This is a genomic window from Amycolatopsis sp., from assembly GCF_036008905.1.
GTDB lineage: Bacteria > Actinomycetota > Actinomycetes > Mycobacteriales > Pseudonocardiaceae > Amycolatopsis.
The window spans coordinates 52927-66385 of the sequence record NZ_DASYMU010000007.1 but is presented as its reverse complement, the minus strand read 5'-3'; the positions used below and the strand labels follow the sequence as shown (position 1 = coordinate 66385).

The window sequence follows — 13459 nt, the reverse complement described above, 5'->3', positions numbered from 1 at the left end:
GGCCCGGTCACGGCCGGGCCACGGCTTCGACCGGAGTCAAGACGATCAGCCAGGTCGCCACGAGCAGCCCTGGCCCGTGCGGCACGGCCGTGCGCCAGCCTCGTTCCCGGCGGCGCGCGAAGAGCCCGAACAGCAGGGTCACGACCGCCGCGAGAAACGCGCAGAGCACCAGCGCGGCCCAGCCGACCGCCCCCAGCACCAGGCCGAGGCTGCCCGACAGCTTCACGTCGCCCGCGCCGAGCGAACCCGGCCGCAGCCGGTGCACGGCCAGATGCACACCGCCGAACACCAGCGCGCCGACTCCCGAACGCACCGCGAACTCGGCTCCCCCGTACGCGACGACGGCACCGACCGCCGCGCCGAACCCGGGATAAGCCCCCAGCGTCAAGACGTCGGGCAGCCGCCGATAGCGGAGATCCGCCAGCAGCAACGGGACCGCGAACGCCGTGACCACCAGCGGCACCGGCAGCCACCAGCTCGGCACGCCCCCGGCCGCCCACCACCAGCCGACCGCGGCCCACAGCAGCACGGACAGGCCTTCGCACACTCCGGCGGGCACCGGCGCCCCCACCGCACGCAGCACTGCCCGCCCGGCGAGACCCACGCCGAGCCCGGTCACCGCGAACACCCAGATGATTTCCACGTCACCCAGCGTCGCCGCGCGCCACACCCTCCGCAATCACCGTTTCTCGGAAATCCACGAATCCCCAGGTCATAACGTGCGAGATGACCGTTCGCGGGGCTTCCCGGCTTGCAAGTACCTCAGGAATCGAGACGGAGCAGGGACATGCCCGACCGGGTCCGGATCTCGAGGGCCTGGATGTCGGTGCGTTTGAGTTCGGTCGCGACGACGAGCCGCGCGGTGTCCTTGGGTACGGCGCTCCAGGTCGCGAGTTCCATGATCGAGCCGTCGTACCGGACCGCGACCAGGACGTAGCTGCCGCTGCTGCGGCCCCCGGTGTAGCTGCAGTTCATCGAGACACGGGTTCCCCAGTCCTCGTCCTCGAGCCCGACGTCGGCCTGCACGGGGAAGTTCCCCAGCGCCGTCATCGTCGACCCCGGTGACCCCATCTCCGGCGCGGGCAGCGAAATCGTCACGGCCAATGCGATACAGGCGGCGGCCGCGACGGCCACCGTGCCGACCATGGCGGCCGTCCGGCGGCGCCGGGTCTTCGCGACCTGGCTCAGCGTGGTGCTCAGCAGGCTCGACGGCGGCGGCTCGCCCCCCATCATCTCGGGGCCGACCTGCGAAAGCAGGGCGGGCATCTCTTCGATCTCCCGGACCGAGCGCGCGCACGCGTCGCACCCGAGGAGGTGTTCCTCATAAGCCTGACGGTCTTCCGGCGACAAGGCGCCGAGCACGTAAGCGGCATCGAAGGTATCGAACGGGTCTGTTTCGGGCGGGGTCACTGAGTCACCCCCTTCTCCTCGAGTACGAGTTTCAACGCGCGCAACGCGTAGTGGGTACGTGACTTGACCGTCCCGGGGGCGATCCCGAGCCGCGCGGCGGCGTCAGCCACGGAGTGTCCGTGGAAAAAACAGAGCAGCAGCACCTCGCGGTGCGCGGCGGAGAGTTCACCCAGTGCTTCGGCGACGACCCAGCCTTGGATTGCCCGGTCCGTGCCGTCCCCGATCGGCCGTTCCGGTGGCATGTCCGTGCTGATCTCGGTGCGCCAGGACGCCGTCCGCCAGCCGTCGATCGCGATCCGGCGCGCGACGGTGAACAGCCACGCCCGCGCCGACCCCTGCGACTGGTCCAGCACCCTGGGGTGACGCCACGCGCGCAGCAACGTCTCCTGCACGACGTCCTCGGCCCGCGAACGGTCGCCGCCGACGAGGTGCAGCGCGAACGACCAGAGCGCGCTCGCGTGGTCGTTGTGCAGAGCGCGCATCAGGTCGTCGTCGATCCCCTTTTTCCCGGAACCGACCTTCTTCGGCACCAGCTTCATCCGCATCGTCCTCACGCGCGACTGCGTGACCGCACCGCCATGGCCATCAGGATGATCCCGAAGACGATGCAGCCGGCCTCTGTCACCACGCCCCAGATCTCAGCCTGTGTGGTGAACTGCTCCTGGACGCCGTAGAACCCGACAGTCGCCGAAAGCACGTAAGCGCCCAGTGTGGCGGCCCCGAACCCGACCGCGGCCAGCGCCGGGAACCAGTGGTGCCAGACGAGTACCGCGATCGCGACGACCACCCCGGCCACCGCGTTGACCAGGAACAACGGCCCGACGACGTCGATGTCCTTGAACCCCTCGTTGGCCCACAGGTCGTAGTGCACCCATGCCGATCCGAGCAACCCCAAGGCCACCAGTACCCGTACCACCCATGCGCCCATAACCGCTCCTCAGCTCTCCTGGTGAACCCTCTTACCCGGAACACGGAAGAGTGGCCTGTCTGGTTCATTTCCGCGCCGAATTGAACCGATCGAGGAATCATCTCGTGTCTTGTGACATGACTGCCGAACTACACACCCGCCGCAACATCCTCACCACCGGAGCTGCCGTAGCCGGAGTGGCTGTGGGCACCGTCGCCCTCGCCGCCTGTGGCAGCGACTCCGGGACGGCCGCTGCCCCCGCCGCTGCCCCGGCCGCGGGCGCCACCGTCGCCACGCTCGCGGACATCCCGGTCGGTGAGTCCATGAGCGCCAAGACCGCCGATGGCCAGGAGATCGTCGTGTCCCGGCCCACCGAGACGACCGCGGCCGCGTTCAGCGCGATCTGCACCCACCAGGGCTGCACGGTCAAGGCGGCCGGCGCCGTCCTGAACTGCCCGTGTCACGGCTCCGAGTTCGACGCGCTCACCGGCGCGGTCAAGAAAGGACCGGCGACGTCGCCGCTCCCGTCCGTGGCCGTCAAGGTCGCCGACGGCAAGGTCGTCACGGGTTAACCCAACACCAGGAAAATAGGGGCCGCCCGGGACAGTGAACGTCCCGGGCGGCCCCTTCTCGTTTTCAGCGCCGCACGTTTTCAGCTCTGCCAGCTGAATACGGGATCCCCCGCCGAAATGTCCGTTCCGGTGGAAATGCCGGAAAGCGCCTCGGCGGCCGCGTCCAGCGCCACCACCGGGACGATCGCGGAGTAGCCCGCGGCGACGACGGCGTCAGGGTCCCACTCGATGAGCGTCTGTCCTGCCCGGACAGTCTCACCCTTGACCACGTGCAGGGTGAAACCCTCGCCCTTCTGCTGCACGGTGTCGATGCCGAGGTGCACCAGCACCGCCTGCCCGGACTCCGTCGCGATGACGAAGGCGTGCGGATGCAGGGTCACCACCGTGCCGTCGACCGGGGCGACCGCGTTCTGCCGTCCGCCCGAAGGCTGAACGGCCACACCGGGTCCGACCATCGCCTGCGCGAAGACCGGGTCCGGCACGTCACTCATGGCGACGGTCTTGCCGTCGACCGGGCTGAGGATCTCGAGGCTCACATCAGGTCCTGGATGTCGCTCGCGATCGTGTCGGCCTCGGGCCCCATGATCACCTGCACCACCGAACCCATCTTCACCACGCCCATCGCGCCGGCCTTCTTCAGCGCCGGCTCGTCGATGATCGAACCGTCTTCGAGTTCACACCGCAGCCGGGTGATGCATCCTTCGATCTCGATCACGTTGTCGGCTCCGCCGAGCGCCGCGAGAATTTTTTCCGGCCTGTCGTCCGCCATCGCGGCCTCCTTTGTTCCTAACATGTCCCCGTGCCCCGGGCGTCCCAAGCTCTGTACTACGCCGATTGGCGTCCGCGCTCGCCATTCTGGGCCACGAACGCATAACGGTGGTTGACACCCCAACGTGCGAGGGAGCACTCTGCCCCATCAGACATTGGTCTAGACCGGAACGTACCAATGTTCGCGCCTCGGCGCGAGTGGCAGAACTCGGACGAGCACGAAGGGAAGTGATGGTGATGAGTGCCTCCATGCCCATCCCCGCATCCGACCGTGTCGTCGAAGGCCCTACCCCGAAACACGCCCAGCTGCGGGAAATCCTTCGCCGCGCGGTCGAGCAGGAACTGCCGCCGGGGTCCCCGATCCCGTCGGAGCGTGAGCTCGCCGACCGCTATCACGTGTCACGGCTGACGGTCCGGTCCGCGATCGGCAAGCTCGTCGAGGAGGGCCTGCTCTCCAGAGTGCGGGGCAAAGGCACCTTCACCGCCACGCGGCGAATGGAACTGCAGCTCTACCTGATGTCGTTCACCGACGACATGCGGCGGCGCGGCCTGACCCCGACGACCGAGGTCCTGCGCACCTCCACCGAAGTCCCCCCGAAGCCCAACGCCAACGCGCTGGGTATCGAGGACGGCGCCCCCGCGCACCGGCTGATGCGCCTGCGCCGCGCCGACGGCGTCCCGCTCGCCGTCGAACGTGGCTGGTATCACGCCGGCAAGATGCCGGGGCTGCTCGAACTCGACCTTTCACAGTCCTTGTACGCACAGCTCGCCGACGCGTACAACGTCCGGCCGGACCACGCCTGGCAAACGGTGTGGGCCGAATCGGCGGACCGGGAAACCGCGCGCCTGCTCGGCATGCGCACGGGCAGCCCGCTCCTCGTCTTCCGCCGGGTCTCCAGTTCGCAGGGAGAACCGGTGGAGGACATGACTTCCTGGTACCGGGGCGATCACTACCAGGTCACGATGCAATTGGACCGGAATTCCCCGGATTTCGGCCATCATCCCCAATATGGAGGTACCCGATGAGCGCCACCACAGCGACGGGGAAGGGCCAGAGCAGAGGGCTCGCAGCGCTTCAGCGCTTCGGTCGCAGCCTCATGCTCCCCATCGCCGCTTTGCCCGCAGCAGGTCTTCTGGCCCGGCTCGGTCAAGACGACCTACTCGGCAAGGACGGACTGGGCTGGGACAAGGTCGCTGCCGTACTCGGCGCGGCGGGTGGCGGGTTGTTCGACTGGCTGCCGCTGCTGTTCGCGATCGGTATCGCGGTCGGATTCGCTCGCAAGAGTGACGGTTCGACGGCCGTGGCCGCGGTGGTCGGCTGGATCGTGTTCAACAAGGTGATCCAGGCGATCGCCCCGATCAACGAGATGGAAGGCTTCAAGGAAGGTTGGCTGCTGGCGCCGACCAAGTGGCCGTACAGCGTGCTGACCGGTGTCATCTCCGGCATCGTGGCGGCGCTCCTCTGGCAGAAGTACCACCGCATCAAGCTGCCGCCCTACCTCGCCTTCTTCGGTGGCCGCCGGTTCGTGCCGATCATCACCGCGTTCGCGATGCTCATCCTCGGTGTCCTGTTCGGCATCGTCTTCAAGCAGGTCGACCACGTCATCAACAACATCGGCGACGCGGTCACCGCGGCCCCGATCATCGGTGGCGGTATCTACGGCTTCCTGAACCGGTTGCTCATCCCGATCGGTCTGCACCAGCTGCTCAACGTGCCGGTGTGGTTCATCTTCGACGGTGGCGACATCACCAACTTCTTCGCCAAGCCCCCGGTCCCCGGCGCGGGTTCGTTCACCACCGGGTTCTTCCCGATCTTCATGTTCGCCCTGCCCGCGGCCGCGCTGGCCATCTGGCAGACCGCGAAGCCGAGCCAGAAGAAGGTCGTCGGCGGTGTGATGATCGCCGCGGCGCTGACCTCGTTCCTGACCGGTGTCACCGAGCCGATCGAGTTCGCGTTCATGTTCGTGGCGTGGCCGCTGTACCTGTTCCACGCGGTCATGACCGGTCTCTCACTGGCACTGGTCAACGCGCTCGACATCCACCTCGGGTTCTCGTTCTCCGCCGGTGCGATCGACTTCCTGCTGAACTCCAGCGCTCCCGCGGCGACCAAGGCGTGGCTGCTGATCCCGATCGGTCTCGTCTTCGCGGTCATCTACTACGTGGTGTTCCGCTGGGTCATCGCCAAGTGGAACCTGCGTACGCCGGGCCGTGAGGACGACTCGCTCGAAGCCGACCTCGAACGCACCGCGGCCAAGTAATCCCCATCAGGCAAGGAAAGGACCCTCGATGCCCGAACGACGTGTCACCGTGGCGAGCAAGGTCGGCCTGCACGCCAGGCCCGCCGCGCTGGTCGCCAAGGCGGCCGCCGCGCAGCCGGTGGCGGTGAGCATCGCCAAGAACGGCGGTGCCCCGGTAGCCGCAGGCAGTGTGCTCAACCTGATGACCCTCGGCGCCGCTTTCGGCGACGAGGTGGTCATCACCGCTGAGGGCGAGGGCGCCCAGGCGGCCGTCGACGCGATCGCCGAACTCGTGGCGACCGATCACGACGCCTGAAGTACCACCGATACGCGGGTTGGGCGGGCTCTCCGGAGTCCGCCCAACCCGCGTTCGTACGCTGGGCCCCATGGACAGCGTGCGCTTGATCGACCAGTGGCCCGTAGAGAACGCCGTGACCGCGGTGGTGAACTCCGGTGGTGACGTGCTCGCGCAGCACGGCGACACCCGCCGAGGGTTCCCGCTCGCGTCGGTCACCAAGCCGCTGACGGCGTACGCCGCGCTCATCGCGATCGAAGAGGGCGTCGTCGAGCTGGACACGCCCGCCGGGCCCGAGGGTTCGACGATCCGGCACCTGCTCTCGCACACCTCAGGGCTCGCGTTCGACGCGCACAAGGTGGTGGCCCCGCCCGGCACCCGGCGGCTCTACTCCAACACCGGTTTCGAGCAGCTGGCCGACGCGCTCACCGAGCATTCCGGCATTCCGTTCGCCGAGTACCAGTCCGAGGCGCTCTTCAAGCCGCTCGGCATGGTCAGCACCACTCTCGACGGTTCCCCCGCCTCCGGTGGGACGTCGAGTGTGGACGATCTCATCGCGTTCGTGACCGAACTCCAGGACCCGAAGCTCCTCGCGCCGGAAACGCTGCGGGAAGCGACTTCGGTGGTGTTCCCCGGGCTCAACGGCGTCATTCCGGGCTTCGGCCACCAGAAACCGAACGACTGGGGCCTCGGCTTCGAACTCCGCGACCACAAGAGTCCACATTGGACGGGCGCGAACAGTTCCCCGCGAACCTTCGGGCATTTCGGCCAGTCCGGGACTTTCCTGTGGGTCGACCCGGTCGCCGGGCTCGCCTGCGTCGCGCTGACGAACCGCGCCTTCGGGCCGTGGGCCGCCGAAGTCTGGCCACCGTTCACCGACGCCGTGCTCGCCGAATTCGCGAAGTGAACCTCCGGCGCCGGTGGCCGGCGCTGCTCGGGGTCGTGCTGCTGGCCGCCTGCAGCACGCCCGCTCAGGCGCCACCGGTCCCCCAAACCGTCGATCCGGCGGCTCCGGCCGCGCTGGGCACGAACGGCGCGGCCGTCCCGGAACTGCGCTGGAACCCTTGCCACCAAACGTTCCAGTGCGCGACGGCCGCGGTGCCCCTGAGCTATCGCGAGCCGGCCGCGTCGCCGTTGAGCCTGTCCGTGATCAAGCTTCCGGCCACCGATCCCGGGCGGCTAGGCTCGTTGTTCGTCAACTTCGGCGGCCCCGGCACCGACGGCGTCGGCGAGCTGGTCCACTTCGGGCCCAAGTACCCCGAAGAGCTGCGCGCGCGGTTCGACCTGGTGAGCTTCGATCCGCGGGGCATCGGCGCCAGCTCCCCGATCGCCTGCCCCGCGAGACCGGTGCCCCCGTCCGGGTCGCCGCTGCGGCCGGACCAGCGTGAGGCCTTCTACGCGACGAGCGCGGCTCCCGGGAAAGCCTGCACCGGCGAGTTGCTCGGGCACGTGTCGACGGCGAACGTGGCCCGGGACATGGATCTGCTGCGGCAGTCCGTCGGCGAGCAGAGCCTCAACTTCCTCGGATACTCCTACGGGACCTACCTCGGCAGCACCTACGTGAACCTGTTTCCCGGCAACGTCCGCGCCATGACGCTCGACGGCACGCTCGACCTCGTCGCCAACGCCACGGGCGCGCCCGGCCAGGAGAACGCGCCGGTGGACGTCCGCGCGGACACGGCCGGGGCGCAGCTGGCCGAGCTGGACTCGTTCTTCGACGAGTGCGTCAAGGCCGGGCCGCGGTGCGCGTTCTCGGCAGGTGACCCAGGGCAGAAATTCGCCGAGATCATGGCGCGGCTGAGCCACGGCCCGATCGGTGGCACCACCACGGCTTCGCTGCTCAAGACCGTCGACAGCGCGTTCTACCAGGTCGGCCGGTGGAAACGGTTGGGCGAGACGCTGAACGCGCTCACCGGGCCGTCCCGGGGCGCGGTGGGCACTCCGGTGCTCGACCCGTACCTCGCGACGCATTCCGCCGGTTTCCTGGCCGTGCAGTGCGCCGACAGCGAAATTCCCCAAGATCAGGCGGCCTACGGCAAACTCGCTGTCAGTGAAGCGCAGCGGGTGCCGTACTTCGGGCTGGGCGCGGTGTTCAGCATGGCCCAGTGCCTCGGCTGGCCCGCCCGCGACGAGGATCGCTACCTCGGGCCGTGGAACAGGCCACGGGCGAACCCGATCCTGATCGTCAACAGCAGGTACGACCCGGCGACCCCGCTGCACAACGCCGAAGCGGCCGCGAAACAGCTCGGGAACGCTTCGCTGCTCGTCGTCGACGGCTGGGGTCACACCTCGCTGAACGTGCACAGCGCGTGCGCCTCCGCGGCGATGACGAGCTACTTCACCACGCTCGCCACACCGGCTCCCGGCACGACCTGCGCGCCGGACGCCTTCCCGTTCACTTCATGAAGGTCAAATGTGGCGTCGCCCGGGAGCGAAGCTTCGCACTTTGGTGAGAAAGTGCCGCTCAGCTTGTCGCCCGAGGTACTGAAGGCCTCCTTCACGGCGTCAGACGCTGCGAAGGAGGCCTTCACGGCGTTCCCGAGCTTGCCTGTCACTCCATGACGCGCAGCGGGCTTCCGGCTTTGAAGGCGGCGATGTCCTCGACGGCGTCGCCGTAGAACACGTCGTAGACCTCGCGCGTGACGTAGCCGACGTGCGGCGTGAGCACGGTGTTGTCCAGCGACCGCAGCGGGTGGTCGGCGGGCAGGGGCTCGGTGTCGTAGACGTCGAGGGCCGCGCAGCCGATCTCCTTGCGCCGCAAGGCGTCCAGCAGGGCGGCCTCGTCGACGATGGGCCCGCGCGAAGTGTTGACCAGGATCGCCGTCGGCTTCATCGCGGCGAGCTCGGCGGCGCCGACCAGCCCGCGGCTGCGGTCGCTGAGCACGAGGTGGATCGACAGGACGTCGGCGCGGGCGAACAGGTCCTCTTTGGACACCGCGGTGACGCCGTGCTCGGAAGCCTTCTCCTGGGTCAGGTTCTGGCTCCAGGCAAGGGTTTCCATGCCGAACGCCTGGCCGACCTTGGCGGCCCGCGCACCGAGATTCCCGAGCCCGAGCAGGCCGAGGGTCTTGCCGTGCAGGCCGCTGCCGACGTCGACCTGCCAGCCGCCCTCGCGCATCGAGCGCTCCTCGGCGGGCAGGTTCCTGGCGGCGGCGAGGATCAGCGCCCAGGTGTGCTCGGCGGTCGGATGCGCGATGTACCCGGTGCCGGACACCACGATGCCGAGCTTCCGCGCGGCGGCGATGTCGATGGCGGCGTTGCGCCGGCCGGTGCTCACGAGCAGCTTGAGTTCGGGCAGCTTGCCGAGCACGTCGGCGGGGAACCGGGTGCGCTCACGCATCGCGACGATCACGTCGAAGCCGCCAAGCCGCTCGACGACGTCGTCGAGCGGCTTGGTGAACACCTCGATCTCGGCGTCCAGTGAGTCCCAGTCGGCAAAGCCGAGCGCCACGTTCTGGTAGTCGTCGAGAATCGCGATCTTCATACCGGCCAAGCTACTTGACGGCCCGGAAGTACAGGAACCGCGGCTTGGTGCTGAGGTTCTCGTACACCGCGGGTGCGAGGTGCCTGGCCTCGGGCAACGGCATCGGCTCGGCGATCTCGTCGATGGTGAAACCGGCCTGACGCAGCGCGCCGAACGTCTTGTTCAGCGGGCGGCGGTAGAACTGGACCTCCTGGGGCTTCCCGCCGATCGGGAACTCGTCGGTGACCCGTTCGGTCCGGAAGTAGTCCGGCCGGTCGAACCAGTGCCAGTCCTCCGGATGGTGGACCGACAGCACCAGCGCGCCACCCTGGCGCAGCACCCGGCGGAACTCGCCGAGCGTGGGACCCCAGTCGAGCAGGTAATGCAGGACCAGCGAGGCCGTGACCAGGTCGATCGACCCGTCCTCGAGAAAGGTCAGCGGCTCGGCCAGGTCCGCCCGCTCGAACCGCGCCTGGTCGCCGTGGCGTTTGCGGGCGAGGTCGACCATGCCCTGGCTGAGGTCGATGCCGATGACGTCCGCGCCGCGCTCGGCGAGTTTCGCGGTGAGGTGCCCGGCCGCGCAGCCGACGTCGAGGACCCGCTTGCCGGCCACGGGCCCGGCCAGCTTCAGGATCGCCGGGCGGTCGTAGAGCGCCTGATACGGGTTGTCCGCCGCGTGGTCCGCGTAAGCCTCGCTGAACTCGTCGTACGGCGCCACCTGCTCGGCCCGTGCCCTGGCGATGATCTCGTCGATCACGGCTGTCTTGGCGTCGGCGTAGTGCTGGATGTACTTCCAGGTCCGCTGAGCGAGCTCACGCTTGGTGGCGGCGTACAGGTCACGCTCGTCGTCGTGGGCCCGCATCCGTTCGCGGAAGAGCCGGTAGCGCTCGATCTGGGTGCTGGACGGCGAATAGACGTGCAGGTTGATATTGGTGTCCGGGCCCTTGAACGCCCGGTGCGCTTCCCAGTCCGGCTCCCGGATGACGAGCTTGTAGCCCGCGTCTTCGAGGTCGGGCAGGTAGGTGCTCTCGTCGGAGGAGTCCGGGACGATGAGCATGATGTCGACGATCGGCTTGGCGCAGAGGCCGGGCACCGACGTCGAACCGACGTGCTCGAGCTGGAGGACCCGGTCGCCGAGAATCTCGCGGATTCGCGCGGCTTCCCGTTCGTAGAGCACGGGCCAGGACGGGTCGTAGTCGGCGAGGGTAACGGTCGAATTCAGCTGCGGAGCTTGCTCGACCCACAAAGCTTCGATCTCGTCGTCGGAGTAATTCTCGCGGTCTGGCTTCGGCATGACTGGCTTGTTCCTTCCCCAAGGCAGTCGGCCAGCTTAACACGCGTGATCAACCGGGAAGACTCAAGCCAGCGGAAGCGGGACCTGATTTCCGGTCGCTTCGGCCAGCGCGTCCCGCATGGCTTCGCGGGGCGCGCCGAGTCCGGTGAAGTGCTCGACCTGCCCGAAAGCCTGGTGCAGCAACATGTCCAGCCCGGTCGCCAACCGGCCACCGCGGGCGGCCACGGCCTTGGACAGCGGTGTCGGCCACGGGTGGTAGATCACGTCCAGCAGGCACCGCGCCCCGGCGAGCTCGCCGACATGCGCGTCGAGGGCCACCGAAGGAACCGTGCTCACCACCACCGCGGCTTCGGCGGCCAGCACCGTGAAGTCCACTTCGGACCACCGCAGCACCTCGACGGCCAGCCCGGCGAGCTTCGCCGCCTGCAAGGTTTCCGCGGCCCGCGCGGGCTCCCGCACGACGAGCCGCACCGATCGCAGGCCCAGCGCTTCGAGCCCGACGACCGTCGCCGCCGCGGTGCCACCGGCACCCAGCACCACGCCGACGTCACCCGCGGCCGGGACGTACCCGCCCGCGACCCGCAGCGCACCCACCACACCGTCGACGTCCGTGCAGTCCGCCAGCCAGCCGGAACCATTACGCACCAGGGTGTTCGCCGCGCCGACGGCGGCCGCCCGCGGCGTCACCTCGTCGGCGAAGTCCAGCGCGGCGCGCTTGCCCGGCATGGTCACCGACAGCCCGGTCCACTCCGGGCCGAGACCGCCGACGTACCCGGGAAGGCCCTCGGCGTCCATCTCGACGCGGTCGTACGTCCAGCCGGTCAGGCCGAGCGCGCGGTACGCGGCGCCGTGGAGCACCGGCGAAAGCGAGTGCTCCACGGGCTTTCCGAGCACGGCGGCCCGGCGTGGCTCAGTAGACACCACGGGCCTGCGCGTCGTCCCTGTTCTTGTTGTGCTCGGTGTTCGTCGTGGCGAAGCACGACAGACCGTTCTTCTCGCACTTGACGAAGAAGATGATGTCCCCGTCCACCGGCTTCAACGCCGCCTGGATGGCTTCCGGGCTCGGCGCGGAGATCGGCGTCGGAGGGAGGCCGACGCTCTGATAGGTGTTGTAGGGGCCGCCCTTGTTCCGGTCGGCTCGGTCGGTCGTCAGCACCGGCCGCTCGAGCGCGTAGTTGACCGTCGAATCCATCTCCAGCTTCATCTTCACGGCCAGCCGGTTGTAGATGACCCTGGAGATCTTCGCGAAGTCCGCCTTGACGCCTTCACGCTCGATGATCGAGGCGATGGTGAGGATCTGATACGGGTTCTGCCCCTGGAAGGCCGCCTTGTCGTTGAGCCCGGCGACCTGCAGCTCGGCCGCTGAAGCCTTGACCACATGCGTTAAGAGCTCTGTCGCCGACCATCCGGGCTGAACGTCGTAGACGCCCGGCGCGACCAGGCCTTCGAGGCGCCGGAACTTGTCCGGGGTCTTGTTGGCCTCGTCGATGGCCCAGCTCGGCACGCCGATCGAGGCCAAGTCCACCGTTTCCACGGTCTTGCGCAACTCCTCGACCGGGATGCACGTGCTCTTGCCGTTGATGTCGGCGCAGGACGCCTTCGCCAGCAGGCTGAAGATCCCGGGGGTGACCTTGTTGTCGGGCTGGGTGACGTCGTCGAACTGGGTGTACGACTTGATCTGCAGCTCGCCGACCCGCGACCCGGCGGTCGTGATCCGCTCCACCGCGCTCGCGCCGGACATGTTCTTCTTCAGTACGTAGTAGCCAGGGCGGATCTTCGTGACGTCGCCGTTGTCCGCGCCGGCCTTGGTGAACGCCTTGTTGCTCGCCACGACCCCGGCCGCGGTGAGCTTGGCGGCGATCGCGCCGGTGGAGTCGCCGTCGGCCACCTGGACGAGGACGTCGGCGTCGCCGGAGCCCTTGAAGTCGTCGTAGCCGAAGATGCTGTTCACGCCGTACCAGGCACCGCCGACGAGCAGGGCGATGACGACGAGTGCGGCGACCCAGCCGAAGACGCGCTTGCCGCGCTTCCGCTTGCGGGGCGGGCGGTCGCCCTCGATGTACTCCGGCTCCGCGTGCGCTTGTTCTTCGAGTTCTTCGTCCTCGTCGTAGAAGTCTTCTTCGTCTTCGTACTCGTCGTAGTCGTCCGCGTACTCGCCGTCGGCCACGTCCTCGAACTCGTCCTCGAACTCGGGTTCGAGATGGATGATCTCGGTCGGACGCTCGTCGGGCGGCGGCTGCAGCGGGTGAACGCGTCGTCGTGCGGGCATGCCGATACCGGCGTCACCCGATTGGGGAGGCCTCGGAGGTAACCGACGCGGGCGCGGGGGCAGCGGATGCGACCCGGAAGGCTGCGACCCGGACGGCTGCGGCAGCGGCGGCAGCGCGGGGGGCGGAGGCGAGTCCTGCGCCGGGCGCGGCGGCCGGGCAGACCGTGGTGGCGCGGGTGGCTCCGGTGCCTCACGGCGGCCGTGGCGCGATCTGCGTTCTCCGGGCTCTGGCGACTCGGCGAAA

At 68.6% G+C, this 13459-nt stretch carries 16 protein-coding genes; 6 read left to right on the top strand and 10 right to left on the bottom strand.

Translation table 11 applies throughout. The features are described 5' to 3' along the window. Positions 1 to 7: 7 nt before the first annotated feature. The 4 genes from VGP60_RS01010 to VGP60_RS00995 all read right to left on the bottom strand — a co-directional run bounded on the left by VGP60_RS01010 (position 8) and on the right by VGP60_RS00995 (position 2338). Positions 8 to 643, bottom strand: a complete 636-nt coding sequence (locus VGP60_RS01010) for an A24 family peptidase (protein ID WP_327545887.1) — start codon at positions 641 to 643, stop codon at positions 8 to 10. Between the two features lie 119 nt (positions 644 to 762). Continuing rightward, positions 763 to 1410: a zf-HC2 domain-containing protein gene (locus VGP60_RS01005; RefSeq protein WP_327545886.1), complete on the bottom strand. Its 648-nt coding sequence runs from the start codon at positions 1408 to 1410 to the stop codon at positions 763 to 765. After that, positions 1407 to 1949, bottom strand: a complete 543-nt coding sequence (locus tag VGP60_RS01000; protein ID WP_414640262.1) for a sigma-70 family RNA polymerase sigma factor — start codon at positions 1947 to 1949, stop codon at positions 1407 to 1409. The genes VGP60_RS01005 and VGP60_RS01000 overlap by 4 nt, the downstream gene beginning before the upstream one ends. A gap of 11 nt (positions 1950 to 1960) precedes the next feature. After that, entirely contained in the window at positions 1961 to 2338 is a 378-nt protein-coding gene (locus VGP60_RS00995) for a hypothetical protein (protein ID WP_327545885.1), read from the bottom strand. Between the two features lie 116 nt (positions 2339 to 2454). Between VGP60_RS00995 and VGP60_RS00990 the strand changes: the two genes are divergently transcribed. Then, positions 2455 to 2889, top strand: coding sequence for a Rieske (2Fe-2S) protein (locus VGP60_RS00990; RefSeq protein ID WP_327545884.1), 435 nt, complete (start codon positions 2455 to 2457; stop codon positions 2887 to 2889). Between the two features lie 80 nt (positions 2890 to 2969). Here VGP60_RS00990 and VGP60_RS00985 read toward each other — a convergent pair whose 3' ends face one another. Both VGP60_RS00985 and VGP60_RS00980 read right to left on the bottom strand, forming a co-directional pair. Continuing rightward, positions 2970 to 3425 carry a PTS glucose transporter subunit IIA gene (locus VGP60_RS00985; protein WP_327545883.1) on the bottom strand — a complete coding sequence of 152 codons (456 nt, stop codon included), beginning with the start codon at positions 3423 to 3425 and terminating at the stop codon, positions 2970 to 2972. Beyond that, positions 3422 to 3658: a PTS glucose/sucrose transporter subunit IIB gene (locus VGP60_RS00980; protein WP_327545882.1), complete on the bottom strand. Its 237-nt coding sequence runs from the start codon at positions 3656 to 3658 to the stop codon at positions 3422 to 3424. Before VGP60_RS00980 ends, VGP60_RS00985 begins: the two co-directional genes overlap by 4 nt. A gap of 236 nt (positions 3659 to 3894) precedes the next feature. On the opposite strand from VGP60_RS00980, the gene VGP60_RS00975 reads away from it, so the two are divergent. The 5 genes from VGP60_RS00975 to VGP60_RS00955 all read left to right on the top strand — a co-directional run bounded on the left by VGP60_RS00975 (position 3895) and on the right by VGP60_RS00955 (position 8595). Then, the gene (locus VGP60_RS00975; RefSeq protein ID WP_327545881.1) at positions 3895 to 4683 is read left to right on the top strand and encodes a GntR family transcriptional regulator; all 789 of its coding nucleotides are present in this window, start codon (positions 3895 to 3897) and stop codon (positions 4681 to 4683) included. Continuing rightward, the gene (locus tag VGP60_RS00970) at positions 4680 to 5915 is read left to right on the top strand and encodes a PTS transporter subunit EIIC (RefSeq protein ID WP_327545880.1); all 1236 of its coding nucleotides are present in this window, start codon (positions 4680 to 4682) and stop codon (positions 5913 to 5915) included. Before VGP60_RS00975 ends, VGP60_RS00970 begins: the two co-directional genes overlap by 4 nt. Before the next feature lie 28 nt (positions 5916 to 5943). Further along, positions 5944 to 6210: an HPr family phosphocarrier protein gene (locus VGP60_RS00965; RefSeq protein ID WP_327545879.1), complete on the top strand. Its 267-nt coding sequence runs from the start codon at positions 5944 to 5946 to the stop codon at positions 6208 to 6210. A 70-nt stretch (positions 6211 to 6280) separates the two neighbouring features. Then, positions 6281 to 7096, top strand: a complete 816-nt coding sequence (locus VGP60_RS00960; protein WP_327545878.1) for a serine hydrolase domain-containing protein — start codon at positions 6281 to 6283, stop codon at positions 7094 to 7096. Next, positions 7093 to 8595 carry an alpha/beta hydrolase gene (locus VGP60_RS00955; protein WP_327545877.1) on the top strand — a complete coding sequence of 501 codons (1503 nt, stop codon included), beginning with the start codon at positions 7093 to 7095 and terminating at the stop codon, positions 8593 to 8595. The genes VGP60_RS00960 and VGP60_RS00955 overlap by 4 nt, the downstream gene beginning before the upstream one ends. A gap of 145 nt (positions 8596 to 8740) precedes the next feature. Here VGP60_RS00955 and VGP60_RS00950 read toward each other — a convergent pair whose 3' ends face one another. From VGP60_RS00950 to mltG, 4 genes are all read right to left on the bottom strand, one after another. Then, on the bottom strand, positions 8741 to 9673 hold the full coding sequence (locus tag VGP60_RS00950) for a D-2-hydroxyacid dehydrogenase family protein (RefSeq protein WP_327545876.1): 933 nt from the start codon (positions 9671 to 9673) through the stop codon (positions 8741 to 8743). A gap of 10 nt (positions 9674 to 9683) precedes the next feature. Next, positions 9684 to 10946 carry a GrpB family protein gene (locus VGP60_RS00945; RefSeq protein WP_327545875.1) on the bottom strand — a complete coding sequence of 421 codons (1263 nt, stop codon included), beginning with the start codon at positions 10944 to 10946 and terminating at the stop codon, positions 9684 to 9686. Between the two features lie 63 nt (positions 10947 to 11009). Then, the gene (locus tag VGP60_RS00940) at positions 11010 to 11840 is read right to left on the bottom strand and encodes a shikimate dehydrogenase (RefSeq protein WP_327545923.1); all 831 of its coding nucleotides are present in this window, start codon (positions 11838 to 11840) and stop codon (positions 11010 to 11012) included. A gap of 16 nt (positions 11841 to 11856) precedes the next feature. After that, a complete protein-coding gene (mltG, locus tag VGP60_RS00935; RefSeq protein WP_327545874.1) occupies positions 11857 to 13215 on the bottom strand; it encodes an endolytic transglycosylase MltG in 1359 nt (452 codons plus the stop codon). Positions 13216 to 13459 lie beyond the last annotated feature (244 nt).

Bases quoted from the DNA above. Each gene is read 5' to 3' on its own strand.
- VGP60_RS01000 (WP_414640262.1), bottom strand. From the start codon at position 1,949: ATGAAGCTGGTGCCGAAGAAGGTCGGTTCCGGGAAAAAGGGGATCGAC.
- VGP60_RS00995 (WP_327545885.1), bottom strand. From the start codon at position 2,338: ATGGGCGCATGGGTGGTACGGGTACTGGTGGCCTTGGGGTTGCTCGGA.
- VGP60_RS00990 (WP_327545884.1), top strand. From the start codon at position 2,455: ATGACTGCCGAACTACACACCCGCCGCAACATCCTCACCACCGGAGCT.
- VGP60_RS00980 (WP_327545882.1), bottom strand. From the start codon at position 3,658: ATGGCGGACGACAGGCCGGAAAAAATTCTCGCGGCGCTCGGCGGAGCC.
- VGP60_RS00975 (WP_327545881.1), top strand. From the start codon at position 3,895: ATGAGTGCCTCCATGCCCATCCCCGCATCCGACCGTGTCGTCGAAGGC.
- VGP60_RS00970 (WP_327545880.1), top strand. From the start codon at position 4,680: ATGAGCGCCACCACAGCGACGGGGAAGGGCCAGAGCAGAGGGCTCGCA.
- VGP60_RS00965 (WP_327545879.1), top strand. From the start codon at position 5,944: ATGCCCGAACGACGTGTCACCGTGGCGAGCAAGGTCGGCCTGCACGCC.
- VGP60_RS00960 (WP_327545878.1), top strand. From the start codon at position 6,281: ATGGACAGCGTGCGCTTGATCGACCAGTGGCCCGTAGAGAACGCCGTG.
- VGP60_RS00950 (WP_327545876.1), bottom strand. From the start codon at position 9,673: ATGAAGATCGCGATTCTCGACGACTACCAGAACGTGGCGCTCGGCTTT.
- VGP60_RS00945 (WP_327545875.1), bottom strand. From the start codon at position 10,946: ATGCCGAAGCCAGACCGCGAGAATTACTCCGACGACGAGATCGAAGCT.
- mltG (WP_327545874.1), bottom strand. From the start codon at position 13,215: ATGCCCGCACGACGACGCGTTCACCCGCTGCAGCCGCCGCCCGACGAG.